This is a genomic window from Paraburkholderia terrae, assembly GCF_002902925.1.
In the GTDB taxonomy this organism is placed as follows: domain Bacteria; phylum Pseudomonadota; class Gammaproteobacteria; order Burkholderiales; family Burkholderiaceae; genus Paraburkholderia; species Paraburkholderia terrae.
This window is the reverse complement of the sequence record NZ_CP026113.1, coordinates 1,428,776-1,453,952: the sequence shown is the minus strand read 5'-3', so window position 1 is coordinate 1,453,952 and position 25,177 is coordinate 1,428,776. Positions and strand designations below refer to the sequence as shown.

The window sequence follows — 25,177 nt, the reverse complement described above, 5'->3', positions numbered from 1 at the left end:
CCAGCCTTGTGTCACAGGCCCTCGTGCATGCATCTGGGACAAATGGCATAGCAGTTGCAATGTTTGCCGCGAACTGTCATCTAAGGCGTGGCGAATACGACGCCGCCGTCTCATGTCGGCTCCCGACAAAAGCTGACTACAGGAGACGTAAATATGGAAGGGCATTCGCAAGTCCAGGTGTTAGGGATCGATGCAGGCGGTACGGTGGCCGACACCTTCTTCGTGCGCGCCGACGGGAGGTGAGCGCCGCTCGGCCGCCCGTTGTGGGTTCGGCACAGCAGGCGTTGCACGAAGCGGTTGCGGCAACGCGTGAATCCCTCAGGATGGCCGAGGCGGAATATAGCCGACTGGCGTTGGCGCGGCATCGAGCGGCCGCGCAGTTTGGCCTTGCTAAAAACGCACTATATGAGAAGCTATGCCGGTATGATCTTCTTGGAGCAGTGAGCGATGTGCGCGGGCGTGGCGCACATCGTCACTGAACGTCGGGCAGGTTTGGGTTCCGGACAATTGGCTACTTATTCAAAGCGCGGTTGTCGACCGCGAGAGCGGCTTCGCGCATCACTTCTGACAAGGACGGGTGAGGGTGACAGATTCGGGCAATGTCTTCCGATAAGGCTCCGAACTCCATTGCAACAACGGCTTCGGCGATCAGGTCTGACGCGTTGGCTGAGATAATGTGGCAACCGAGAAGTTCATCAGTCTTCGCATCGGCGATCATCTTGACGAAACCGTCTGCCTTTCCAATGCCAAGCGCGCGACCGTTGGCCAACACGGGGAACTGGCCCGTCCTGATTGCTCGCCCTTCGTTGACGAGTTGTTGCTCGGTCTTGCCCACCCAGGCGATTTCCGGATCGGTATAGATGACCCACGGGATGCAGTTGTAGTCAATCTCAGGCTTCTGACCATCGATGATCTCTGCCACCATCGATCCTTCATCCTCGGCTTTGTGCGCAAGCGCGGGGCCGCGCACTACATCGCCTATTGCATACACACCAGGGATCGAGGTTGCGCAATGATCGTCAACGTCGATGAACCCGCGCTCGTTCGTCTTCAGGCCAATGGCGTCAAGCCCGAGTCCGTCCGTGTTCGGCACGCGGCCGATCGACACGATCAGGCGGTCGGCGTCGAACGTCTTCGCGTTGCCATCCTTGTCCGTGTACGAGATCGACACGCCGCCGTCGGTCGTCTTCACCTCGCCGACTTTCACGCCGACGTGAATGTCGAGCCCCTGCTTCTTGAACTGCTTCGCGGCTTCCTTCGCGAGCGCCTGGTCGGCAGCGCCAAGGAACTCGGGCAGCGCTTCCAGTACAGTCACGTCAGCGCCCAGACGGCGCCACACTGAGCCCAACTCCAGACCGATCACTCCTGCGCCGATCACGGCGAGCTTCTTCGGCACTTCGGTGAACGACAGCGCGCCTTCGTTATCGGCGACGATCTTGTTGTCGACAGGAACGTTCGGCAAGTGACGCGCCTTCGAGCCCGTCGCGATGATCACGTTCTTCGCCGTGACCTGTCCCGTTTCGCCTTCGCCTGACACTTCGATCTGCAGGCCGGCATCCGTGTTGCCTGTGAACTTGCCGTGACCCTTGAGCCACGTGATCTTGTTCTTGCGGAACAGAAATTCGACGCCCTTCGTCATTTTTTCAACTACCGCTTCCTTACGCGACATCATCGTTATGATGTCGACCTTGACATTCTCGACACTGATGCCGTGGTCTGCGAGGTGATGCGATGCGTTTTCGAACTCTTCCGACGACGCGAGCAGCGCCTTCGACGGGATGCAGCCGACGTTCAGACACGTGCCGCCCAGCTTCAGTGCGCCGGCAGGATTCTTCCACTTCTCGATACAAGCCACCGTTTTGCCGAGTTGTGCGGCACGGATGGCCGCGATATAGCCACCGGGTCCTGCACCAATCACAACCACGTCGAACTCTTTTGACATTAGTGTCCTCTTGTGAAAAGGGTATGTACTGTTGCACCCAATGACGCATTCCATAGCCGGTACGCCTCCTGAGCACGGGTATCAGTGTTATGGACGAGCGCGTTGGTTGTGCAGTGATCAGCACAGTACCTACAGTCAGTAACGTCAACTCGAGGACGGATATATACCCGATGTACCGATCGCGGCGTCCGCCTTGCAAAAAGGCAGAGATGGCGAGGAATGTTGGTCCTTTCAAATCTGAAGATGCGGTCTCATCCTGCGCAATGGCGGATCACCAAGAGAGGGTACAACGTAGCACGCATCGGAAGACCGTGCAGAAAACCTTGAATTATTGAAGAGTGCATCTTTAGGCGCCGACGTCGGCCGAAATTTAAGTGTCACTACACACTATCGATTTTTCAGATTGTCCTCGTTCGACCGCATAAAACGCTCTGCGGTCATTCTAATGTTTTTCTATTCAAGAAATATAAAGGTCATTGCGGAAAGCTTGATCATCTAAATTTGCGTGTATGAGCACAATACCGTGCGAATCTAAAAAAATGCGCGGAAACTACTCAATTTACCTGGGGCATTGTCGATATCCATGAACATGGGAATCTGGCGTGATCAATCTGAATGGACGTTCTGGATAACGTTCGCCAATTTGCGCTTCACGACGTTGATTAAAGTTCTGGCCCAGATGAAGTCACGCACATGAGGAAGATGACCGGTTCGTTACTAACGCATTTATCTTGTCAAACAGGAACTACTCTAATGAAGATACTCAGGCTGAAGATTGGGGTCCGGCTCGGTGCTGCTTTTGGGATTGTCATCTTGCTGATGATCGGTACGGCATTGGTTAGTGCGCGAAGCATCAGCCGGAGTGTTGAAGAGACGAATACGATTGTGAACGAGCAATATGCGCTAATCGCCGCAAGCAACGCTATCAAAAATAACGGTTTTAAGGCGAGCTCCATCCTGAACAGTTTGTCCTGGGCGAACACGCCTGAACAAAGGGATCGGTACATCAATGATTACACGATTGTCAGGAACCAGAACAACGATGCATACGCGCGGTTGCAGTCGCTGCTGCTGGACGAGCAGAGCAAGGCTCTGTTCAAGGAGCAGACTCAGGCTCGAGCGGAATACGGGGAAAGCGTCAAAAAGTTTTTCGAGCGGATTGCGGCAGATAGCCAGGTTGAGGCTCGGGTGATCTACGACGGGGAAATGACTCGCCTGCAAGATAAATACTATGCGCTTGTCGATAAAATGGTGAAGTTCCAGGCCAACGAAATGAGCGTCAAAGTCGCCAACGTGGTTGATGAAGGAGGGCGGGCGAAAACGCAGATGGCGTTCCTGTCGCTGTTTGCGATCTTGAGCGCCCTCGTTACTGGCTGGTTGATCGCCCGCAGCATTACGCGACCGATTCAGGAGGCTGTCAAGGTGGCCGAGGCTGTTGCAGACGGCGACCTTACACATCGCCTCGATACGAAAGGAACCGATGAAGTAGCGCGTCTACTTCGTGCGCTAGGGCGTATGACCAACAGCTTGAATCGTATCGTGATCAACGTTCGCAACAGCACGGACACCATCACACATGCTTCGCATGAGGTTGCCAGCGGTAACATGAACCTGTCGAGCCGGACCGAGCGGCAGGCGAGTGCGCTCGAACAGACAGCTGCCGCGATGGAGCAGCTGACCTCGACGGTGAGACAAGGCGCTGATAGCGCACTGCAAGCGAATCGGATCGCCAGCGACGCTTCTGCCGTTGCAATACAGGGTGGAGACGCGGTGAATCAGGTCGTCAGTTCGATGAACTCAATCAACGCTTCCTCGCACAAGGTCGTAGAGATCATCAGTGTCATAGAAGGGATCGCGTTTCAGACGAACATACTCGCGCTCAATGCCGCCGTGGAAGCGGCCAGAGCGGGGGAAAACGGTCGAGGCTTTGCGGTGGTCGCAGGCGAAGTGCGCAGCCTGGCACAGCGCAGCGCGGTCGCGGCCAAAGAAATCAAGGCATTGATTGATGATTCCGTCAGGCACGTAGGTGTGGGCAGCAAGACGGTCGACCAGGCTGGTGAGACCATCCGGCGGGTTGTGCGAAGCATCACGGATGTTACGGCGATCGTCGGCGAAATGAGCCTGTCCAGTCAGGAACAGAGCGACGGCATTGAACAGATCAACCGCGCTATTACAGAGATGGACCAGACCACTCAGGAGAACGCGGCGCTAGTCGAAGAAAGTGCAGCAGCCGCACATGCTTTGCGCGATCAGGCTCGCGAGCTGTCGCAACTGGTCGCCGCCTTCAGACTGGACGAGAGAGCACAAACACTCGGCGCAGAAAAGGAAGCCTTGACGGGCAAGCTTGCCCCGTCGATCGGAACGTTGGTTGCGAGCTGACGAGGGAAGGGTGTAGCGAGGCTGAACACGCCATGCTGGGCCGGCGACGGCCTCGTACAGGGGCAATTGAACGAGAGCTACTGTGGCCAACAGAGAGGTTTTCATTCCGCCTGCCGTATCGCGCGCTCGCGGGCATACGACGGGCTCATTTCCGGCTTCAGATCTTCTCGCCTAAGCACGTTTCCGCATGTTTCACAGGCCACGCCAAGCCCAGCATTGCCGCCGCATTTCAGATGTTTGTAACGCACCGCGACGTCTTCATTCTCGGACTTGCACCATGTCTCGCCCCATTCACGCAGGGCACGAATGACGGGATAAAAGGCTTGTCCCTTCGTGGTGAGTTGATATTCGTAACGTGGCGGCCTGCTTGTATAAGGATGTCGCTCGATCAACCCGCTCGCTTCGAGCCTTCTAAGCTGGAGAGTTAGCATTTGCGGGGTTGCTTGCGACTGAACCATGAGGTCGTCGAATCGTCGATTGCCCATGAACAGTTCACGCATTACCACGATAGTCCAGCGATCGCCCATGATGGCCTGGGATCGTGCGACCGGGCAGAGCGTGTTGCCAAACTTCGTCGAGACAACCATTTGAACACTCCACAGATGGACGTCCATGGTAGGGGAAACCGTGCACGTCATTGCCTGATGTACGGGCGGTCCTCCGGTTGCACTCGTGGTTGCTTTCAGTGGTCGAGGACAGGAAGGCTCGCACGAACTAAACTAGCAATTATCTGAAGCACCGCATCGCGTACTTCTGAGCGGTTCTACGGTGCGCCGTTGGCGTTCAATCCTTCATGCAGGTTCCTTTGGTCTATGCCACGTACTCTTGATGAACGCGAACTGACTGGGCGCTCCAGAATGCATGTTGTCCAGTTTGCGGACCCCAGGTTTGCAGTGCAGCGCGAAGTTGGCGATGCATTTCTGGCAATGCGATCTGATGCACGCAAAGCGGGTATCGACCTCGTTCCGTACAGTAGTTTTCGCGACTTTCGCACCCAGCTTCGCATCTGGAACGGGAAGTATAGCGGCAAAAAGCCTTTGTACGATATGCAAGGTCGTCCGCGCGATTTTAGCTTGCTCACGTCATCTGAAATTATCGATTGCATTCTAAACTGGTCTGCATTGCCAGGAGGGAGCCGGCATCAATGGGGTACAGAGATTGATGTTATCGATGGAAGCAGGATCGCGGACAACTACGCAGTGAAGCTACTGCCGGAAGAAGTCGTCCCGGGCGGAATCTTTGAGCACCTGCACAGATGGCTCGATGTGAACGCGAGCAGGTTCGGTTTCTTCAGGCCATACAGATTGTATACCGGTGGCATGTATCCGGAGCCATGGCATCTGAGCTATGGTCCGCTATCCATGCCGGCTATGAGGCAGGTGACAGTTGAATTGCTCACCGAGGTCATCCTCGACGCTGACATGCTCGGGAAGGAGTTGGTTCTTGCAAGGATTGCCCAGATCCATCGCGATCACATCCTGAATATCTCTGCACCGCCTGAGAACTGGTGAGCGGGGATTGTCGTGTGCTCTCGAACCGCGACAGAAGATTCGCTATTGTGTGATCCCACTCCAGGAAGAGGGGGCCGGGGTAGATTTTTGGAGTTGGAGTTCATCGTACGCATCAACAGACAAAATGACTACTTCAAAACGTGAAACAGATCTTGGACTCGACAGTTACCTTTCTTTTGCCGTCTATTCTGCGAATCTCGCCTTCGGCAAGGCATACAAGCCCATGCTCGACCAACTAGGATTGACCTACACGCAGTATCTCACTCTGATTGCGCTTTCAGAGCAGGATCAGCAGACAGTAGGCAATTTGGGCGAGAGGCTCTATCTCACATCCAGCACGCTTACGCCGATCCTTAAAAAGCTGGAAAGCAAAGGCTTTGTCCAAAGACAACGGCATGTAGCAGATGAAAGGCAGGTGCTGGTAGCGCTTAGCAGAAGCGGTCTGCGTCTGTGTGAGAAGGCGCAGAGTTTGGATATAGTCGAGTCAGCAGGAATGAAGGCCAACGAAATCGCCGTAGCGCTACGTGCTATCACCATGCTGAGGGACGCTCTGGTTAAATCGGGAAGGCGCGATTGAGAGTGGCACGAACTCGCACCCGAACCGCCACGTGAATATCTAGCCCTTGCCGTAGACGTCCCAGCCGGTGACTAGGGAATCGGATGTCGTCACCATGTGTTGCGCGTCGGCAGGTTCGATCACACATCAGCCAGATTCCCCTAAACCTGAGCCGTACCGCCTTCGCAGAGGTAGACAGCTGGGCCGTAGAAGCCTGTCGTCCAACCGAACATCACGACGGCGAACGCTGCGACGACATGGCCCCCGAAGAAGTCAAGCCTGACCCTGTTATTCGCGGCCATCTCCACGGCCGGCGGATTGATCAAATCGGTATTGGGATTAGACAAAATGATCTCTTCGCCGCGTCCACACCCCGCTCTGGAGCAGCCGGGGCGGCCCTCGGCCCGGATGTCAGTACATTGTGTTGTTGTTCTTCGACGTGCCAGGGATCGGCGCGATGACGTCCCAATGCTCGACGAGTTTGCCGTTCGTTACTCGGAAGATATCGATACCGACGTCGCCGTTCGGGCTAATGAGGCCGGTCCAGTGAGCGTGGACGGCGACGATGTCTCCGTCGGCGATGACGCGACGAATATCACCTTTTGCGTTGGGGAAGTTCTTGAGGAAAAAATTGATGTAAGCGCGCAAGCCCTCGACGCCGTCCTCTGCGGCCGGCGTATGCTGGATGTAGGTATCGCCGACATATCGGGCGATGGCTCCATCGACGTCGCCGTCGAAGTGCGCCTCCCTGTAGAAGGCTAGGACGGTCTTCTTGTTCTGTTCAGAGATGGTTTCGGTGGTCATGTTAATTTCCAAGTGGTGTGCTGTCGACGGCGACGGCCGATCGAGGGTTGATCTGGCGCGGTGGTCTGCCTGACCTGGTAACCTGTTGTAGTGCCAACGCCTGTACGGCGCGCGGTACATTGCGATGGCAAACTGCAATGTACCGCACAGAGGATGACGATTCGGCGATTACAGTGCTGCTTGTAAAAGCTCTCAAATCGCCTATTCAGTCTTGGGCGGAATCTGTGCGTCGAACTTGTTTTGCTGGACGATATAGATTTCGCACGGTTCTTTGGACACGCACGCGGTCGTGTGGGCCTGCTTGCCGCGCTGATACCAATAAGAGCCTGGCCCCAGCTTCACGGGGTTCTGGCCCGGCTGGTAGTTCTCCAAGGTGCCCTTGACGACGACTGCATAATAGTCGTAGGTATGAGTGTGGACCGGGCTCTTGAAACCCGGATCAAAGCGGAAGAATGCGCCATGGGCTCCCGCCGTCACATCACCCCAGACATTGGCGACCTGGATGCCAGTCTTGGGATTCTCACCTCGCGCGCCGGTGTCGCTGAAGACATAGTGGCTTGCGGGATTGGAAACGGATGTTCCGCCGTTGGCGGGGGGGAAGGACGTATTGTCCTGCGCTTGTGAGCCCGTCGTGAATGCGAACGCCGCTAGGGCGACGGCCGCCAGTGATGTCAACTTCATGATGTTTCTCCTGTGCTTTGCCCGCTGATGATGGTATCGAGATGACATCAAGCCGCCTTCCCGAGCACCTCTATGAACTTGGCAGCCAGTTCGTGATCCGACATCGGATTCTGAGCCGTTACCAGTTCCCGATCGACGACGACGAAAGAGGTGAAATTCTGGTCGGTATTGACGACGTGACCACCAGCAGCTTCCAGAGCATCGGGCATATTGAAGATGAGTTTCTTATGGAACACATTTTCTTCAGCAAACTCCTCCTCGCTGCGCGAGAAGACGGTCATCCGATAGCCCGCGTACTGCCAGCCCTTAGCCAGTTCGCGCGCCTTCACCTCGTCGCCGTCAATCAAAGCGGCCCGAAACTCACGTGCATTGTCCAATGAGGCCAAAATGCCCATCGGGCCATGGCAGATTGCGGCAGTCGGCTTGTTGTGAGCGTGGAAGTAGCGCAACACCTCGCCGGTGTCCAGATCCTGCATGACGTCGACCACCGGTGCGTGCCCACCCGGGAAGAAGAGGCCGGCGAAGCCATCGAGTCCGCCATCGATGACAGAACGGATCGTGCGTACGTCGTTCATCGCTGGATCGTTGTTGAAGAAATCGCGAGCGCGAGTGCGTGCTTCATCGTCGTTGGCGAAATAGATCAAGGCGTCGGAGTCCTGATCCATGTGCGGTTTTTCGCCGGTGGGAGTGGCGAGGACGAAGTTGTAGCCCGCTGCGACGAGGGCCATCAAAGGCACAGCCGTTTCGTTCAAAAATTGCCCGATTTTGATCGTGCCACCGCCTTGCGCTTCAAGCTGCGTGGCGTTCGAACCAATGACTAGAATAGTGCGCTTGCTCATTAGAAACTCCTGTCGTAGGAAGAGGAAACCTTTCTGGATTCCATTAGATGAGGGTGAATATGTGCCTATCGCCGATACGAGCAGACGGTTACGTCGTCTTCGGTGATCGTCATTTGCTGGAATCTGCCTACGTGGATTAGACGGATGTCATGCTGACGCGGCAGCTCGAGCCGCTTCGGCCATCTGTTGAACGGTCTTCGCCGTATCCCACACAGCATTGGCCATGAAGCGCCAGTTGATCATCGCTGCGTCCAGACCAGAGCCTTCCTCGTTCGCGGCGGCCGCGACCGCGTCGCGAACCATAACAGTCTGAAAGCCGTCTCGGATGAGGTTGCGCATGTGATCTTCGAGACAGAGATTCGCGACCGGGCCTGCCATGATCACCGTCTCGATTTTGCGACGCCGTAACATGTAGGCGAGATCGTTGGTCGGAGCGTAGGTGACGTGACGCGATACCACAGTCGTGTTTTCGTCCTCCATGTATTTACGAAAACGATCGGGGATGTCCGCACCGCCATCAGGTACGTCATGCATATGAAGGGGGCTTTCGCGGCCCACGACGCCGCCGTGAAGGGCGAGGTCTTCCATAGGGCTGAGGTGCGTCTTGCCCTTATGGTCATGCGGGAAGAAATAGTGGGGAGACATGAACACGGGATAGTCGTGATCTTTAGCAGCCTGAAGCAGCGCCTCCAAGTTCATGTTTACATTGTTGCGCTTCATGAGATCTTCGATCAGGACGTAATATTTACCCCCCTCGGTCAGGAAGTCGTTCTGGATATCGACCAAGACCAATGCCGTCCGCTCCTTCTCGAGCTGAATTTCCGGCGCGCGATGTGTGAAGATGGTCATTTCTCGAGTCCTTTGAAAGAATTAAAAATTTTACTAACCATGTCCGCTTTGGATTCATCGACGGAGCACGATCTCGGTGCTGTGAACCGAGTGAGCAGACGTCCTTTTGTGGCCGACAATCACAGCCACATCCGACGCCACACGGCCACTAGGCTGACGATCAAACCGGAGGAGTAGTCGTCATTTTTAGCATATTGTGCTTCACTATTATCAAAGATTATTAGCATCATCTAAAAATGCCCAGGGGGATTTTTTGGGGTGCCAAAGCACGCGCTGACTAAGAGGCGTTAACAAAATGAATTCTGCAGTTTTCGCCAACAGATAATGCAGCAGGCGAGTTTCATGAAGGCTTCGTGGATAAAAGCAAGGCGTTCGAAGCGGATCCGCAGTCGTCGGAAGTTGTGAAGCCACGAAATGGTTCGCTCGACGACCCAGCGGGTTTTGCCAAGGCCGCTGCCATGAGGCTGGCCACGTCGGGCGATTTCGGTAGCGATGCCGGCTGCGTGCAGCGGACGGCAGTATTTGTCGTGATCGTAGTCCCGATCGCCCTGAACGATGCGGGGCTTCGAAAGCGGCCGGCCGCGCTTGCCGGCAATGGGCGGGATCGCGTCAACCAGCGCGTGAAGCTGTGTGACATCGTGGCGGTTGGCGCCGGTGAGGATTACCGCGAGCGGGATGCCCTGCGCTTCGGTAATGAGGTGGTGCTTTGAACCAGGTCGCGCGCGGTCGGTGGGATTCGGTCCCGTTTTTGACCTGCACCCAGCGCGCGGATCGAGGAGGAGTCGACGACGACACGGGACCAGTCAATCCGGTCGGACTCGCGTAGCTTCGCGAGCAGCACTTCGTGCAGCCGGTCCCAGACGCCGGCAGCCTGCCAGTCTCGTAGACGGCGCCAGCAACTCATGCCGCTGCCGCAGCCCATCTCGCGTGGCAGCAGGTCCCAGCGCAGGCCCGTCTGCAAGATGAACAGGATGCCGGTAAGCACGGCCCGGTCATCCAGTGGTCTGCGTCCAGGATACCGTGAGCGGCGAGGTTTGGGTGGGGGAAGCAAAGGTTCAATGAGTGCCCACAACTCATCATCGAGTATCGGTTTGGCCATGGCCTCCTCGTCACCGAAACAATAACGAGGTTAACAGCAATCGTTGGAAGTTAACAGACCAAAGCAATCATTTTGTTAAGGCTTCTAAATTGATCATCTGTCAGCAGATGTGCTAAGCGCGAGCTATGATGGCGACATAATGTGACTTGTACCTATGCTTGAGTGGCTCCAAAAATGGTATCCGATCATGACGTTCCGAACATTGATGTAATCTTCCTCGAAGAAGTCGATTGCTTCCTTCAGTGGGCTTTAGCAGTGAGTCGGGCCGGACAGAAGGCATCGGATGGAATCGCCCGATGGTATGAAGGTGAGGTTTTTCGGGCGCATGTTCGAATAGCTCCTCGCAAAACCGAAACGAAGGGATGTGCGGTGATCCGGCTTTCCGACATAGCGGTTCGTCCCGCCTATCGAGGTTGCGGTTTCTTTACCATGCTCATGAGTGCATTCAACCAGGACTCACACCTTCCCTTCGATCGTATCGAGATTGAACCTGGCGGCAACGAGCGCTTCGCGGCCTGGCTCTTGAGGTTCGAGTTTGAATCTGCTCACGTCCCCAGGCTCACGGTCGTGTACAAACTCCTACGCCATTGCTCCGATTCGAACGCATCAACGGCCCGTACTCAATAATCGCTGATCCCGCAGATCAAAAAAAACCGAACATCTCAGTTTGACGAGGCAGCTGCAATTGGCGAACGGATGGAGTTGCTAGTCACAACTACCTCGGATGCCGCGTAAGAATGGGTTTCGGCGCCTTGAGCGACCGGGGGCGATTTCACCGCATGCTCGATCGCAGGCGTCGCAACGTACGGGACAAATGCAGCGATTATGGCTATAACAGCGAACGCAAACATGGTCTCTCACCGTTTCGGTTTAGCCTGCTTTGAGACGGGATCCGTGGAATGTCTATGACTGTCGGTATTGCGCAATGCAGCCGTTACGCTTCCGGCGTCGACATCACGTGCGATAAATTGCAATGTATATCGTTGGCGCGATATAGCAGTCGCTGCCTTTCGGCTGATATCTGAAAACGTTCAATCAGATTTCACTGGCATGTTGGTCGCGGCAGGTAGCGTTGAGAATCCGGTTTGTCGATGCAGGGAATTTCTCCAGCATCTCTTTCGGGCGGGCGGGTCGCGCCAGGAGTTCGCCGCCGCAGTTCGGGCATTTCCCCATCAGGACATTGTCCGAGCAATCTTTACAAAACGTGCATTCGAAAGAGCAGATGAGCGCATCCTTGGCATCCGGGGGCAGATCCTTATCGCAACATTCACATCCGGGGCGAAGTTCAAGCATTTCGTGTCTCCTGTCAGTTCCATTGACATCAGTCGTCAATATCTCGATAAATACAACATTTACGATACGATAATTCAAGAAACGTCGTACAATCCAGAATCTGCGTTGTAGCGAATATTGTTATTTGGATAGTATCCCAGAACTGGAACCCACTGCTCAAGTGCACGATTATTTTTCTGGCCTGACGGGAGCGCTTTCGGTTCGCTCCGGATGCGGAAACAACTACCGATGTGGCTGCATCAGCTCTCGCCGGAGTCCGAGGTACTCGTGAGCTGCGTTCGCATCCCGAAAACGACTGCCAATTGCGTGAGCACGAAGGTCGCGACTGGCGCAATTGCTTGTGGCTGGACGGCACGGCTGGCATACGTGAGTCTCGCGTTGCTGCAAGAAGGCAGATAGCTCATCACAGGCGGCCATCGCCTCACTTCTGTACGAAGGACGACAAGTCATGACCCGCAACGAAATGATTTTGAGCGCATTCTTCTTTAACCCGCAGGGCGATCACCGCATGTCATGGCGTCATCCTCGGGCGCCCAGGAAGGAGATCTACACGCTAGAATACTTCCGCCGACTGGCCGAAGAAGCCGAGAGGGCAAAGTTTGACGTTATCTTCATGGCGGATCACGTTGCCATGTGGGATACATACGAGAGCAACGTTGCCCACTACGCTAACTTTCGTCTTGAACCTCTAACACTGCTTTCAGCGTTGTCCTCCGTTACGGAGCACATCGGTCTGGTCGGCACAGTGTCGACGTCATACAGCGAGCCCTACAACGTTGCGCGAATGTTTGCATCACTGGACCATCTGAGCGCTGGTCGCGCATCATGGAATGTTGTGACATCCGGGATGAACGAGGAGGCCATGAACTTTGGTCGTGACGCCAATATCGAACATGGGTTTCGGTATGAAAGGGCGCGCGAGTTTGTCGAAGTGGTCAAAGCGTTGTGGGACAGCGTTGAAGACCATGCACTCCTCATTGACCGGAACACAGGTTTTTTCGCCGACCCTAGCGGTGTGCACCGGATCAACCATAAGGGTCGCCACTTCAAGGTTCGGGGCCCTCTCAACGTGCCTAGGCCATCGCAGGGGTATCCGGTACTCGTGCAGGCAGGGTCTTCTAACGATGGTAAGGATCTGGCGGCAGCTCACGCAGACATGCACTTTGCAGTGTTTGCCAGCCCGCAGGACGGAGTGAGCTATCGGCAGGAGTTCAATGAACGGTTAGCAAGACATGGGCGTAATGCCAGTGATGTCAAGATCCTTCCAGGGATCCTTCCAGTCGTCGCAAGCTCGCGTGCCGAGGCAGAGGAAAAGCGTGATTATCTCGAGAGCCTGGTCCCGGAAAGCGTAGGCGTTGATCTCGTATCGAGCTGGTGCGGCGTGGATGTGTCCGAGCTGGATCTTGACGGGCCGTTGCCCGCTTTGCCAGACGAGTCCGTTTACAACGGACAACGATCTAATCTCGCGAGATTAAAAGCTTTCGCGGAACAGAAACTTACGATCCGGGAGATCGCACGGAAGCTCGCAAATGCTGGAGCAGCTCCCCTGATCGCCGGAACGGCATCGGATATTGCGGACACGCTGGAGGTTTGGTTCAAAAGTGGTGCTGCGGATGGGTTCAATCTCATGTTTCCACAGCTACCCGACGACTGGGTCAACTTTGCGCGCATGGTCGTACCAGAGCTTCAGCGCCGGGGTCTTGTACGAAAAGAATATACGCCGGGTACTCTACGAGAAAAGCTAGGCCTAACCAGGCCTACAATCGCTCAACGCTGAGCTGGCGGAAAGCCATGAGTGACTGAGTCGCGTGACAGGCGGTGGATTTCGGGGCGACGCTGACCGGGGGCGGAAAATGCCACACCTTGAACTGCCCCCCTTTCACGCCCCCCGCCGCAATCCAGATATGCGCATCCACATGCATTCTATCTCACACGATTGAGTCAGCCTCTTGGCGACACGCATTAGCGACGGCGAGAAGGTCATTACGCATGGTCTGGATGGTTGAACGTGGGAAGATGCCTTCAATCTCGGTCTCTGCGGATCGAATGGAAGCAGATGCGGTCTCGATCAGTCGGCGGCCTTCATCTGCAAGTTGGTATAACAAGCGCTTCTTGTAAGCCGGATCTGCTGTCGATTGGATGAGTCCGGCGTCGAGTAACGGCTTCACAGTCCTTAGCAACGCTGACCGCTCAATGACGAGTCGATCTGCGAGGTCCTGAAGCAGAATCGGCCCTGAGGCAGCGATCGACAGCAGAATACCGTATTGCCCGACAGTCAGCGAATCCTTCGCAAGATGCCTGTTATAAATTCTTGAGATATAGCGGGCGGCGCGCGTAATCACAAATCCGTATCCTTCATACTGCATGATTTTCTCCGTTTACAACCTTTCGAGTAATAGAAGTGCGATGGTTATCGTGCGGAGCGACTCGCCCATATCCAATATCACGCAGATCGAAGTCCGTACATAGCGAGGCAACGGTGCCTTGGCGAGAAGCGAGGCGAGACGAGATAAGGCATCGATCCATCAATGTTTGCCAGACGATGGTTGCAAGACCAAGCGACAGATCTGGAACCAGGAGCGCTGCAACCTCGGAGAAGGCAATCGCACGTATGGAGCGGACCAGGGCCCTGAGGCTCTTTCTAGCCGTAGAGCGAACTGACAAACACGTAAGTTGTATGCCCCGCTCTTGAAGTGCCGGCGCCGTTTTATCTTGGCTATCCGATACGACAGGTTGGCTAGGGACGCGACGCGCAGCTAGCTTGCTCGCGAGCACACGCGTCAATAAGGTGGAAATGGGCAAAAGCATCAAGCGCATAGCGATCTCTCTTAACTTGCTGCACGAATGAACTGTGTGCAAGCACTATAGAAAACCTGATACACGCACGCTACGGGTCCAAACTGGGAAATAGCTACCCGGAAACCGGATAAGCGGTAGGGGCTGGCGACAAAGCGCAGAAATACAGGCGCGGGTTGCATGAAAAACCTGATTGCACGGGCATCGCGCGGCAATTGCCGCATGAATGACGGCTTGAATTCTTGATCAGACGCATCGACGTATTAGGATGAATTTTCTTTTTCATTTTTTAACTCACATCGCAGATGGTATGTGTCTAAACTAACCAGTGTTACCTCCGGGTTCTGGTCGAAACCGTTCGATTTGGACCCTTAGCCGGCTCGCGCAGCCGGCATTTTTTTGTTTGGAGTTCCGAGACACTTCCACTACAGAAGCCTATGTGCCAGGCCCCCCTTCTGCTGCGATCCAGCGCGCCGGGTCGTGTTGAATGCGAGTGAGTCACCGGGAGCCAGTCTGGGTAGGCAACTCAACATCGACACGTTGAAAGGCTCATTATGTGGGAAGCGATTATACGCCAGGTAAACGTTTCATTCACAATCAAACATACAAACGAAAGACGAAGAGGGCAGTGAGATGTTGGGTGCACGTCTCGGCGTTCGAGCCTGCAAGACCTCGTTTCAATGGGCCCGGCAGCTCACATACCGGCTGATCGACGACAGGTGCCAGCGCGGCGCTGGTGCCCCGGTAGACTCTTCGATAACGGCGATTGCATTCAACTGGTTCGCAGGAACCGACAGGCCGAGCAGCGCTCGGAATGGCTGCTGCGAAGAGACACATGTCGCATGTCGGAGGGAAGTGAGCCGGACATTGAATCATGCGAGCGAAAACCTAAAGAAGCGCACATGTCCGCGATTATCTGGGCAGATCATTCAACCCGATTGGTATCGGCAGTTTCAATGCAGGGTGAGCGCTGAGCTCGTGCACGCCTGAAGGGGCTACTTCTTGCGGCTAATCGGATTTTCGTGTGGAACGTTCTTTGATCATCGCATGGTGACTGTGAGCCCGGCCAAAGAATCGAAGAAATTTCCGATGTGGGCGCGATTATCGACCCTGAAAAAGGGGCAGCCCGTGAACTGCCTCTGGAGAGGTACGATCGTTTCGACCAACGCGATGGAACCGTTGCCACGACCATCCAGATCAATCAGCGCAAGGACGGCTCGTTCGCTGTTGGCGTCTTCACCGATGTCACTGACGCACTGGCCACCTCCCGGGAGGCGTATCAGCCGCGATGCGAGGCGCTCGCACTCGATCTGGGGCTCAATACGCTCTTCGCGACCGACCAGAGCGACCTGATTGACAGGCAGTGGCAATCGAAGCTCGAGTACCACGACCGGCGGCATCAGCCAGCTTGCAACAGACCTACAGAAGCGCGGTATCAGGCCGAACAGTCATCGACGTTACCGCGCATACGCAATCGCCATGCGCGGATGGATCAAAAGTGAAATCGGCCGCTGTCTGAACCGGCTCGCCAAGGTGCGTGCGCCGGCCAAAATCATTGTGACAAAACTCAATTTCCGGGATCCGGGCCTGAGCCGCTGCATAAACAAGCTGCTCTCGGACATGGTGCGAGGGCAATCGATGCAAAGCTGAAGGAGCTGGAAGAGCGCCTCGGCGTCAAATGCAGTAAAGTCAGTCGAGCGTATTCCTCGCAGACTGACTCTGCGTGTGGCTACGTAGACAAGTGAAACCGCAAGGAGCAGGCGAAGTTCAGATGCCTGTGGTGCGGCCACAAACAGCACGCCGATGTCAACGCGGCGCGTAATCTGATCCGGCGACGTTCGACGGATACTGCAGATACAAGCCAGACATCTCGCGATGTGGTCATCAAGGCGCTGGTAAGCCAGCATCTTGCGAGATTTGCGAGACCTCAGGGTAGGTCTGCCCGCCCGAGACTGTCCAATCCGTACTTCAAGTCGTGGACAGACTCGGAGAGGTTAACTGGAGCTTACATGTGATGGAATTTCCACACATTAATCTGGAGGCCCCTTCTTGCCGAAGTGCCCCAGGGACTCACGAAGTCGCGGCGCGGCGAAGTCGATAAAGTGTCGCAACTTGATTGCCATGATGTTGCGAGAGACGTGCACCATGTGGACAGGCACAGGTTCGACCTCGTATTCTGGTAGCAGGATCTGTAGCTTTCCGGCCCGGAGAGCCTCGTCCGCATCGTGCTCAAGCACCAGCGTAATGCCGACGCCATCGACAGCAGCACTTACCGCTGCATCCGGAGCAGTCACTTCGAGCCGTGGCTGAACATCAAGCGTGAGCAGTTTGCCAGAGGACGGCAAACGGAAACGCCACGGTGAAAGATAAGGGCTATTGAAAACAACGCATGGGAATTTTGTCAGGTCGTCCGGTTCGGTCGGCAGATCCTGACGATCCATGAACGCTGGGCTTGCGCAAAGTATCGCGCGCAGCGAACCTATACGAGTTGCGATCATGCTGCTGTCAGCGAGTTCGCCAATACGCACTGCAAGGTCAGCGTGTGCGTCAATCAGGTCGACATTGCGGTCAGACTGAAGCAACCGAACCGTGATATCCGGGTAGAGAGCAAGAAACTGATTGATGATCGGAAGGACATGCAGCCGCCCCAGCTGTACGGGGGTTGTGACGACCAACTCCCCCCGAGCGGCTGTGAACTCGCCGGTCGCTTCATGTTCCTGCTCTCTTACGAGATCAAGAATTCGTCGAGCCGCCGCCACGTACGACGCCCCCGCGTCTGTCAGGGTAAGCTTTCGCGTAGTGCGCATGAGCAGCCGCGTGCCGAGCATCTCCTCAAGTTCGGTGACCTTGCGGGTAAGCGTCGAAACGGGAATTTTCAGGTCCCGAGCAGCTGCGGAAAGGCTTCCCTTGTCCACTGCGCTCAGCAACATTTCCATGGCTTCCAGGCGGTCCAAGTCATTAGCCCATCGCTGATTGATTGGCGCCATTGTATGAGATTTGCTGAATTTTGGGAAAAAGCCGGCGGCAATCGCCACGCAGTGCCACGGTCGTCAACCGGCAATTGCAGTACATGGACAGCCGAGACCCTCGCTGGTGATCGCGTTGTCCCTTGAAGCTGACCAGCAAATCGCTGAGATAAGATTCTTCGCATAGGGTGACCATACCCCTTGCGTGATCAGCTCGCCCACTGCAAAAGCTTGAGGCAAATCGTGTGGGCGAGGAGAGCCGATGGGGGCTTAGAACTGGGTAAGTCCGCCGTCGACAACGATCTCGGTGCCAGTGATGTACGACGAATCATCGCTGGCCAGGAAGAGAGCGGTTTTAGCGAGTTCAGCCGGCTCACCGAAACGCTTGAGGGAGATTTTTTCCTGAAGGCTGGCGGCGACTCCCGACAGCTGCTCGTCACTCAGGCCCATCTTGCCGTAGAAAGGCGTCGAAATTGCGCCCGGGCTAACGGCGTTCACACGGATTCCGCGCGGTGCCAGTTCTGCGCCGAGCGTGCGTACGAGCGAACGGGCGGCAGCCTTGGTTGCGGCGAGGATGGACAGGCCGGGCATGCCGATGGTGTTAAGGAACGACGTTGTCACGATAATGCTACCCCCGCTGGGCATCAAGGGAGCCGCTTTCTGGATCGTGAAGAAGGTGCCCGTAAAGTTGAGCGCGAGATTGTCTTCGACATATTCCGGCGTGACGGCTTCGAGGGGAGCCACGGTGCTCGCGCCGGCGTTGGCGAAAAGAACGTCGATACGGCCGAGTTTTGTGCGCGTTTCTTCGGTTGCACGTTGAATATCGGGGATCTTGCGCAGATCAGCTTGGATCAGCAGGGCATCACCACCAAGTTCCTTGCCGGCTGCTTCCAGTCGCTCAGCGTTGGAACCGAGGATCACGACCTTTGCGCCTTCGGCACGGAAGAGCTTTGCCGCTTCCAGCCCGATACCGGACGTGCCACCCGTAATAAATGCAACCTTGTTCTCCAACTTCATTTCAATCTCCTTGAAAAGGAACGCTAATGGTTGACAACCAGATTTAAAGCTTATCCTGCGAGATGGAACCCGGTGAGGAATTTCCAGACTTCACGTTTCATTACACAATTCGTACAACTAAGCTAATGCCAGGGTCCGGCAACGACTTTGCACGCTTTCAAACAGGGGGCATCTCTTCTACCACTAACGCCGGAGGGCGTCTGTCACTGCGGTTACGTGAGGTAGATGATGCGCCTCGCTTGCTGCATGCAGAAGTAGCCAAAGGTGAGCAACATCTATCCAAGAAATGGTTAAGCGGTTACCGAATACAGAGTAGTGTCCATCATCGCGTACGAAGATGGACGCCCGGCCTGTCAGTTGGATTGCGCTACCTGCTGGGGCACGTCCCAGCCGCCACCCAACGCACGGAACGTACGAACCGCAGCTCGCGCGGAATCGGCTTTCGTCGCGTCGAGGTCGTCTCGTGCAACGAGCAGTAACCGGTCAGCGTCGAGAACGTCCGTAAGCGTGATGGAGCCTGCCCGATACGCGCGCTCGGACAGATCACGGGCCCGAGTGAGGGCTGCGACTTCCTGTTCGAGCTCTTGTGAGCGAACCTCAGTTTGCGAAAGGGCCATGAGCGCATTCTCGACGTCTTCCGTCGCTTTCAATGCCGCTTCCCTGTACTGGGCCAGCGCCTCTGCATGTGTTCCGCGAGCCTGCTTGACTTCAGCGTCAACCTTGCCAAAGTCAAACAGTCGCCACTGGAGCGCTCCTGTACCGACGGGCTGGAAGGACTTTGCACTGAACAGCTGACCGCCCCGTATGCTGTCAAATCCCAATGCACCGGACAGCGAGATCTTCGGATAGTAATCCGCGATGGCCACGCCGATCTGTTCATTGGTTGCAGCGAGATGGCGTTCTGCCGCGATGATGTCGGGCCTCCGGCGCAGGACGTCGACCGGCTGGTCGCCCGTACCGATTGCAGGCACCCCTGGGATGATCGCTGGATTTTCGGCCAGCTCGGCCGCATACGTGCCAGGCTGTGCACCCATCAATACATCGAGCCGGTTCAGTTGAGCTTCCAGGGCGACCTTGAGCGAAGGAACTGTGGAGCGTGCCTGACGCAGTAACGCTTCAGACTGCGCGACCTCGCGCTCATCGGCTGCTCCCAAGCGCTTGCGCGCCTTGACCAGTTCAAGAAGCCGCGCATCCGTGTCGACCTGATCCTGTGCAACGGCGAGTCGTGCCTGCAGACCGCGCACCTGAAGGTAGGCATCTGCCGCGTCGGCAGCGACTGTGATACGCGTACCCAACTGAGCAGCCTCGGCCGCCTGCTCCTCGTCGCGCGCGGCAGCCTTGGCACGTCTCAGTCCTCCCGCGAGGTCGATCTCCCAGCTCGCGGTTGCGCCGACGACATACTCCTTCTGGTCACGACTGTAGTTCGGGAATGCACTGGCCAACGCACCCAGTGGACTGTTCGTGCTCTGATGCATCGCTGTCGCAGAGGCGCCAGCATCAACCGTGGGAAGCAGCTGGGCGCCGGCCGCCTGTGCCGCCGCTCGCGCCTGCGCGACGCGGGCGATCGCCGCCTGAAGGCTGAGATTCTGGTCCAAGGCGCGCTGAACAACCTTTTCGAGCATGGGATCGTTGAATCCGGTCCACCAGCTGTCCAGACGAGGGGCGGCCAGCGTCGTCTGCCGGTTGGCAACTGCCTCTGTGTTGTGAAACGGCGCAAGTTCTGTCTTCGGTGCAACGTAGTCGGGCCCGACAGCACAGCCGGCCAGCGCGGCGGCCACGATCATGCTGCTTACAACTGCCTTCGATGTTCTGGTTAGAAAGCGATTCATTTTGCGTCTCCGCTACCAAGCTTGCGGGACAGAGGGGAAATGTCCCTGACACCGAGCTTGCGGACAAAGGTATAGAACGCCGGAGTAAAGACAAGGCCAAAGATGGTCACACCGAGCATGCCGAAGAACACAGTCGTTCCGAGCGATTGCCGCATCTCCGAACCTGCGCCGGTTGCAACTGCGAGTGGCGCCACACCAGCGATAAAGGCGAACGAGGTCATAAGAATCGGGCGCAACCGCACATGTGCTGAATGCACAGCCGCATCCTCGGGGCCAACGCCGTCCTCGTCTTGCCGTTGCTTCGCGAATTCCACGATCAGGATTGCGTTCTTCGCCGCGAGCCCGACAAGCACGACGAATCCGATCTGCGCAAGAATGTCGATAGGCATGCCTCGAATATCCAGACCGATCGCTGATGCCAGCAGACACATCGGGACAATCAGCACGATGGCCAGCGGCGTCTTCCAGCTTTCGTATTGGGCTGCAAGCACGAGGAACACGAATAGCGCCGAAGCTGCAAAGATCATCAGCGGAGACGTGCTTTGTTGCTCCTGCTGGTGGGCAAGGTCCGTCCATTCAAACGTGACACCGTTCGGGAGAACCTGTTCGGCAAGTTCCTCCATACGCTTCATTGCGTCACCCGAAGCAATTCCGGGTGCAGCCGCGCCCATGATTTCTGCCGCCGGATAGAGGTTATAGCGTGGCACGCGGTACGGTTCAGTGGTGTTCTTGAACGTCGCCACCGTTCCGATTGGCACCATCTCACCAGAGGCGTTCCGTACTTTGAGTCTTGAAATGTCTTCAGCCGTCTTCCGGAACGCCTGGTCTCCTTGGACCAGCACCTGGTAGGTACGGCCCAGGTAGTTGAAATCGTTCACATACTGCGTGCCGATATAGAGCTGCAAAGTCGAAAACACATCAGTGGGGGTTAGGCCGACCTTTTCGGCCTTAAGCCGGTCGATATCGGCGTAGACCGAAGGTGCGCCTGCGTTGTAGAGCGTGAACACTCCGCCAAAGGTCTTATCCTTGTTAGCAGCGGCTACGAGAGTGTTTGCTGCATTCGCAAGTGCCTGAGGTCCGAGACCGCCGCGATCTTCCAGCATCATTTTGAAGCCACCAGCGGCCCCGAGACCTTGGACGGCTGGCGGGTTGATAACGATGACAACGGCGTCCTTGATGCCGGCGAGACGTGCCCGCAGCTTCACCAGCATGGTCGCAGCGGTCACACCAGGGATGTGCTTGCCGTACAGCGAGGGCAAGGCCGTAAAGATCGTCCCGACGTTGGGCGCGACGGTACTGGTCGTTACGTCAAAACCAGTGGTCGGCGAAGTGTGTTCGATACCAGGCGTTTTGAGGATGATATCGTTTACCTCCCGAACAACCTTATCTGTACGTTCAAGACTGGATCCTGGCGGCAACATGACGATGACTGCCTGATAACCGATGTCCTGGTCAGGAATGAAGCCAGTCGACATTCTCGACATTTGGAGCGCGGTCGCGCCGATCAGCCCGACATAGACGATCAGCATGACCGTCGTTGCACGCACGAAGCGGCCGGTCAGCTTGCCGTAGCGCGACGAAAGCCAGTCAAACGCGGCGTTAAACCGACCGAAGATAGCATGATGAAGGCGGCCGAACCCGTGTGATTCACCATGGAGTGTCTCGGGGTCATGCGGCTTCAGCAGAACTGCACACAGGGCAGGGCTCAGCGTCAGAGAGACGAAGCACGAAATCACAGTGGACGCTGCGATGGTGATGGCGAACTGCTTGAAGAAAAGCCCTGTGATACCGGACATGAGGGCTGCCGGGCCAAACACCGCGCAGAGGGTGAGCGCGATGGCGATGAGCGCTGTCGACACCTCGTTCATCGTCTGGTGCGCGGCTTCGCGTGGAGACATGCCAAGCGCCATGTTCCGTTCGACGTTTTCGACCACGACGATTGCATCGTCCACAACAATCCCCACTGCCAGGACCAGACCGAACAGAGAGAGGTTATTGATGGACGCACCGAAGAGCGAAAGGATAGTGAACGTCCCGATGAGCGACACAGGGATGGCGACAACAGGGATAAGTGTCGCGCGCCAGTTCTGGAGGAACACATACACCACAGCGACCACAAGCAGAATGGCGATGACAATCGTCTCGATCACTTCCTCGATCGAATGGCTGACAAACGTAGTCGGGTCATAGATGTTGATGTAGTCCATCCCCGGCGGGAACTTCTTCTTCAGCTCCGCCATCTTGTCCCATACGGCATGCTCAACCTGCACGACGTTCGCACCGGGCGTGGCGATGACCCACCAGGGTGTCGACACATACTTGTCGGCATATGCCTTGGAACCATAGTCCACTGAACCCAGCTCGACGCGGCCGATGTCGCGGATTCGGGTGACACGTCCCTGCGGATCCGATTTCACGATGATGTCGCCGAACTGCTCAGGCGTGGACAGTCGACCGAGGGCCTCGACGTTGATCTGATAGGCCTGACTGCTGGCAACCGGGGGCTGGTTCAGGACACCCGCCGAAACCTGGGCATTCTGGGCACGAATCGCAGCCAAGATCTCGCTGGCGCTGATGTTGTACGAGGCAGCCTTGTCTGGGTCGATCCAGATCCGCATCGCATACTGCCGGTCGCCCAGCATCCAGAAATCTGCAACACCTGGAAGGCGCGCGATCTCATCTCGCACATGTAGCATGTAGTTCGACATATATTCAGCGCTACGCGACCCATCCGGCGAATAGACGTGAACACCCAGAAGCAGCGCCTGAATGGTCTTCTTGACCTGCACACCCTGCAGCTGGACTTCCTGCGGCAACCGTGAAAGCGTGTCCTGCACACGGTTACGGGTAAGCATCAGCGCGAGGTTCGGATCCGTACCGACCTTGAAGATCACCGTGGTCGTGAGCTGACCATTGCCCGTCGACTGGCTAGTGATGTAGTCCATATTCTCAACGCCGTTGACAGACTGCTCGAGCGGCGTCGCTACAGTGCGAGCGATGGTTTCAGCGGACGCCCCCGGATACGTGGCCGTTATCTGAACGGTTGGCGGCACAATGTTCGGGTACTGTGCGACCGGCAGGGACACCATGGTCGCCAGGCCAATCAGAACCACGAAAATATTGATCACCGCTGCAAAGCGCGGATGCTCAATGAAGAAGTGAGTCAGCTTCATGACTTTGCTCCGACCTCAGCTTGTTCGGACACGAATTGAACGGATCCAGCGTGCGGCGACACCTTTGCCCCCGGCCTGATGGAGGGAATGCCGTCGATGATCACCTTGTCGGTTGCGGCAAGGCCTGACCGGATAACGCGCAGGCCGCCGCGAAGCTCGCCTACTTCAACCTGCCTCGGAGTAGCAACATCATCGGGTCCCAAGACATACACCATGTGCTGCGACTGGTCGGCAAGCACGGCGGCATCGGGTACGAGCAACGTCGGCTGCGGGGCGGAAACGGTCAAACGGACACGTGCAAATCCGCCCGGCGTCAGAAAGAGATCGCTGTTGGGAACAATCGCGCGTGCATGGATTGTCCCGCTCGAGCGGTCCAGCGCATTGTCAACAAAATTCAGCGTCCCTTGTCGATTGAAGTCCTTCTCATCACCGAGAGAGATTTTCACGCTGTTGGGCAGGGCGCCTTTCTCTTTCTCACGCGCTCGCTGAAACGCCAGATAATCGTTTTCGCTCATGTCGAAGTCCAGGTAGATGGGATCGAGCGAGACGATTGTTGCGAGCAGGGTCGTCGGACTCGTGGCAGCGCGGCTCCCCGCGATGAGGTTGCCCGTCGAGACCAGGTGAGTGCCGATTCGTCCGGTGAAGGGGGCCGAGATCCGGCAGCGATCGAGGTCGAACTTCGCGTCTCGAACTAGTGCTTTACCGTTTTCAACCGCCGCTTCGGCAGCATGCTGTTCGGCGACCTTCTGATCGACATTCTGGACGGTACCGGCGTCCGCACGCTGCAGTTCCTGGGCTCGAGCCAATTCACGTGTAGCAAGTGCCAACCGGGCATTCGCGGACGCGAGCGCAGCAGTAGCCTCGCTTAACTTGATTTCGTAGGGTTCGGGGTCGATTTCAAAGAGAAGATCTCCCTTATGGACGATGTCTCCGTCTTTGAAATGGATCTGGGTGAGAGTGCCGCCCACCTGGGCTCGTAGTTCTACACGATTAACCGCTGAGAACTGGCCCAGAAAGCCGATTCGCCCTTCAAGATCTCGCTGTAAGGGAGCACTGACCGCGACTGCTGTCGGCGGTGGCGCGCTCGCGGGCGCCGAGTGCGACCCGTGCAGCCGGTACGCCGTGGCTACTGCTCCCGCAAGAATCGCGATTGCAACTACCCTGACAATCCAGCGCCTGCTGCCAGGTGTAGCGGACTTGCCGGGTGCGATGACCCCGACCTCAGATTCGTTCAAACGGTCATTCATAGTATTCCTCATTACGTTCATTGACAGGGCTTGCGTGGCTGCGCACTCGGCGCCCCTCTTCGATCTACGCGTCCGTAAAAGCCAGGCCGCCCGTTCTTAGTTCGCTCGCCGTCCAGTAAATTTTAGATGACACACTGACACTAACCTGATTCAAGATAATATCCATAATCTATAATGTCAAGGAAAAACGACCCGA

19 protein-coding genes and 1 pseudogene are annotated in these 25,177 nt (G+C 56.3%); 6 read left to right on the top strand and 14 right to left on the bottom strand.

Features of this window, described 5'->3' with window-relative positions; translation table 11 throughout:
* Window positions 1-153: 153 nt before the first annotated feature.
* Window positions 154-240: pseudogene (locus C2L65_RS47335) on the top strand (HyuA domain-containing protein); the annotation flags it as partial.
* Window positions 241-511: 271 nt separating this feature from the next.
* On the opposite strand, the gene lpdA reads toward C2L65_RS47335, so the two are convergent.
* On the bottom strand, window positions 512-1,942 hold the full coding sequence (gene lpdA / locus C2L65_RS36245) for a dihydrolipoyl dehydrogenase (RefSeq protein ID WP_042304837.1): 1,431 nt from the start codon (window positions 1,940-1,942) through the stop codon (window positions 512-514).
* A 753-nt stretch (window positions 1,943-2,695) separates the two neighbouring features.
* Between lpdA and C2L65_RS36240 the strand changes: the two genes are divergently transcribed.
* Window positions 2,696-4,321 carry a methyl-accepting chemotaxis protein gene (locus C2L65_RS36240; RefSeq protein WP_081920754.1) on the top strand — a complete coding sequence of 542 codons (1,626 nt, stop codon included), beginning with the start codon at window positions 2,696-2,698 and terminating at the stop codon, window positions 4,319-4,321.
* Window positions 4,322-4,422: 101 nt separating this feature from the next.
* Here C2L65_RS36240 and C2L65_RS36235 read toward each other — a convergent pair whose 3' ends face one another.
* Window positions 4,423-4,935, bottom strand: coding sequence for a winged helix-turn-helix transcriptional regulator (locus C2L65_RS36235; protein ID WP_233446621.1), 513 nt, complete (start codon window positions 4,933-4,935; stop codon window positions 4,423-4,425).
* A gap of 198 nt (window positions 4,936-5,133) precedes the next feature.
* Here C2L65_RS36235 and C2L65_RS36230 point away from each other — a divergent pair, with 198 nt between their 5' ends.
* Entirely contained in the window at window positions 5,134-5,832 is a 699-nt protein-coding gene (locus C2L65_RS36230; RefSeq protein ID WP_042304836.1) for a M15 family metallopeptidase, read from the top strand.
* A 124-nt stretch (window positions 5,833-5,956) separates the two neighbouring features.
* The gene (locus C2L65_RS36225) at window positions 5,957-6,409 is read left to right on the top strand and encodes a MarR family winged helix-turn-helix transcriptional regulator (RefSeq protein ID WP_042304835.1); all 453 of its coding nucleotides are present in this window, start codon (window positions 5,957-5,959) and stop codon (window positions 6,407-6,409) included.
* 390 nt (window positions 6,410-6,799) lie between these two features.
* On the opposite strand, the gene C2L65_RS36220 is transcribed toward C2L65_RS36225, so the two are convergent.
* The 6 genes from C2L65_RS36220 to C2L65_RS36190 form a co-directional block, all read right to left on the bottom strand.
* Window positions 6,800-7,192: a nuclear transport factor 2 family protein gene (locus tag C2L65_RS36220; protein ID WP_042304834.1), complete on the bottom strand. Its 393-nt coding sequence runs from the start codon at window positions 7,190-7,192 to the stop codon at window positions 6,800-6,802.
* Window positions 7,193-7,393: 201 nt separating this feature from the next.
* Window positions 7,394-7,873 carry a cupin domain-containing protein gene (locus tag C2L65_RS36215; RefSeq protein ID WP_052426786.1) on the bottom strand — a complete coding sequence of 160 codons (480 nt, stop codon included), beginning with the start codon at window positions 7,871-7,873 and terminating at the stop codon, window positions 7,394-7,396.
* A gap of 47 nt (window positions 7,874-7,920) precedes the next feature.
* Window positions 7,921-8,712 carry a type 1 glutamine amidotransferase domain-containing protein gene (locus C2L65_RS36210; RefSeq protein WP_042304833.1) on the bottom strand — a complete coding sequence of 264 codons (792 nt, stop codon included), beginning with the start codon at window positions 8,710-8,712 and terminating at the stop codon, window positions 7,921-7,923.
* Between the two features lie 147 nt (window positions 8,713-8,859).
* The gene (locus C2L65_RS36205) at window positions 8,860-9,561 is read right to left on the bottom strand and encodes a cysteine hydrolase family protein (RefSeq protein ID WP_042304832.1); all 702 of its coding nucleotides are present in this window, start codon (window positions 9,559-9,561) and stop codon (window positions 8,860-8,862) included.
* A 287-nt stretch (window positions 9,562-9,848) separates the two neighbouring features.
* Window positions 9,849-10,660 (bottom strand): IS5 family transposase gene (locus tag C2L65_RS36200; protein WP_103254636.1). Its coding sequence is split into 2 segments (ribosomal slippage): window positions 9,849-10,312 and window positions 10,312-10,660, totalling 813 coding nucleotides; the frame shifts between segments, so codons are not numbered across the junction.
* A gap of 1,035 nt (window positions 10,661-11,695) precedes the next feature.
* Window positions 11,696-11,953: a DUF1272 domain-containing protein gene (locus tag C2L65_RS36190; RefSeq protein ID WP_081920751.1), complete on the bottom strand. Its 258-nt coding sequence runs from the start codon at window positions 11,951-11,953 to the stop codon at window positions 11,696-11,698.
* 448 nt (window positions 11,954-12,401) lie between these two features.
* On the opposite strand from C2L65_RS36190, the gene C2L65_RS36185 reads away from it, so the two are divergent.
* A complete protein-coding gene (locus C2L65_RS36185; RefSeq protein ID WP_042304829.1) occupies window positions 12,402-13,730 on the top strand; it encodes an LLM class flavin-dependent oxidoreductase in 1,329 nt (442 codons plus the stop codon).
* 151 nt (window positions 13,731-13,881) lie between these two features.
* On the opposite strand, the gene C2L65_RS36180 is transcribed toward C2L65_RS36185, so the two are convergent.
* A complete protein-coding gene (locus tag C2L65_RS36180; protein WP_042304828.1) occupies window positions 13,882-14,319 on the bottom strand; it encodes a MarR family winged helix-turn-helix transcriptional regulator in 438 nt (145 codons plus the stop codon).
* Between the two features lie 1,521 nt (window positions 14,320-15,840).
* Between C2L65_RS36180 and C2L65_RS36175 the strand changes: the two genes are divergently transcribed.
* A complete protein-coding gene (locus C2L65_RS36175) occupies window positions 15,841-16,251 on the top strand; it encodes a hypothetical protein (protein WP_042304827.1) in 411 nt (136 codons plus the stop codon).
* Between the two features lie 528 nt (window positions 16,252-16,779).
* Here the strand turns inward: C2L65_RS36175 and C2L65_RS36170 are convergent.
* The 5 genes from C2L65_RS36170 to C2L65_RS36150 all read right to left on the bottom strand — a co-directional run bounded on the left by C2L65_RS36170 (window position 16,780) and on the right by C2L65_RS36150 (window position 24,981).
* Window positions 16,780-17,784: a LysR family transcriptional regulator gene (locus tag C2L65_RS36170; RefSeq protein ID WP_345789594.1), complete on the bottom strand. Its 1,005-nt coding sequence runs from the start codon at window positions 17,782-17,784 to the stop codon at window positions 16,780-16,782.
* A 201-nt stretch (window positions 17,785-17,985) separates the two neighbouring features.
* Complete coding sequence (locus tag C2L65_RS36165) at window positions 17,986-18,732, bottom strand: SDR family oxidoreductase (protein ID WP_042304826.1); 747 nt, start codon at window positions 18,730-18,732, stop codon at window positions 17,986-17,988.
* Window positions 18,733-19,085: 353 nt separating this feature from the next.
* Window positions 19,086-20,561, bottom strand: a complete 1,476-nt coding sequence (locus C2L65_RS36160; RefSeq protein WP_042304825.1) for an efflux transporter outer membrane subunit — start codon at window positions 20,559-20,561, stop codon at window positions 19,086-19,088.
* On the bottom strand, window positions 20,558-23,734 hold the full coding sequence (locus C2L65_RS36155) for an efflux RND transporter permease subunit (RefSeq protein ID WP_042304824.1): 3,177 nt from the start codon (window positions 23,732-23,734) through the stop codon (window positions 20,558-20,560). The genes C2L65_RS36160 and C2L65_RS36155 overlap by 4 nt, the downstream gene beginning before the upstream one ends.
* Window positions 23,731-24,981, bottom strand: a complete 1,251-nt coding sequence (locus C2L65_RS36150) for an efflux RND transporter periplasmic adaptor subunit (protein WP_042304928.1) — start codon at window positions 24,979-24,981, stop codon at window positions 23,731-23,733. Before C2L65_RS36150 ends, C2L65_RS36155 begins: the two co-directional genes overlap by 4 nt.
* Window positions 24,982-25,177: the final 196 nt, after the last annotated feature.

Coding starts and splice junctions, on each gene's coding strand:
- lpdA (WP_042304837.1), bottom strand. CDS start 1,942: ATGTCAAAAGAGTTCGACGTGGTTGTGATTGGTGCAGGACCCGGTGGC.
- C2L65_RS36240 (WP_081920754.1), top strand. CDS start 2,696: ATGAAGATACTCAGGCTGAAGATTGGGGTCCGGCTCGGTGCTGCTTTT.
- C2L65_RS36235 (WP_233446621.1), bottom strand. CDS start 4,935: ATGGACGTCCATCTGTGGAGTGTTCAAATGGTTGTCTCGACGAAGTTT.
- C2L65_RS36230 (WP_042304836.1), top strand. CDS start 5,134: ATGCCACGTACTCTTGATGAACGCGAACTGACTGGGCGCTCCAGAATG.
- C2L65_RS36225 (WP_042304835.1), top strand. CDS start 5,957: ATGACTACTTCAAAACGTGAAACAGATCTTGGACTCGACAGTTACCTT.
- C2L65_RS36220 (WP_042304834.1), bottom strand. CDS start 7,192: ATGACCACCGAAACCATCTCTGAACAGAACAAGAAGACCGTCCTAGCC.
- C2L65_RS36215 (WP_052426786.1), bottom strand. CDS start 7,873: ATGAAGTTGACATCACTGGCGGCCGTCGCCCTAGCGGCGTTCGCATTC.
- C2L65_RS36210 (WP_042304833.1), bottom strand. CDS start 8,712: ATGAGCAAGCGCACTATTCTAGTCATTGGTTCGAACGCCACGCAGCTT.
- C2L65_RS36205 (WP_042304832.1), bottom strand. CDS start 9,561: ATGACCATCTTCACACATCGCGCGCCGGAAATTCAGCTCGAGAAGGAG.
- C2L65_RS36190 (WP_081920751.1), bottom strand. CDS start 11,953: ATGCTTGAACTTCGCCCCGGATGTGAATGTTGCGATAAGGATCTGCCC.
- C2L65_RS36185 (WP_042304829.1), top strand. CDS start 12,402: ATGACCCGCAACGAAATGATTTTGAGCGCATTCTTCTTTAACCCGCAG.
- C2L65_RS36180 (WP_042304828.1), bottom strand. CDS start 14,319: ATGCAGTATGAAGGATACGGATTTGTGATTACGCGCGCCGCCCGCTAT.
- C2L65_RS36165 (WP_042304826.1), bottom strand. CDS start 18,732: ATGAAGTTGGAGAACAAGGTTGCATTTATTACGGGTGGCACGTCCGGT.
- C2L65_RS36160 (WP_042304825.1), bottom strand. CDS start 20,561: ATGAATCGCTTTCTAACCAGAACATCGAAGGCAGTTGTAAGCAGCATG.
- C2L65_RS36155 (WP_042304824.1), bottom strand. CDS start 23,734: ATGAAGCTGACTCACTTCTTCATTGAGCATCCGCGCTTTGCAGCGGTG.
- C2L65_RS36150 (WP_042304928.1), bottom strand. CDS start 24,981: ATGAATGACCGTTTGAACGAATCTGAGGTCGGGGTCATCGCACCCGGC.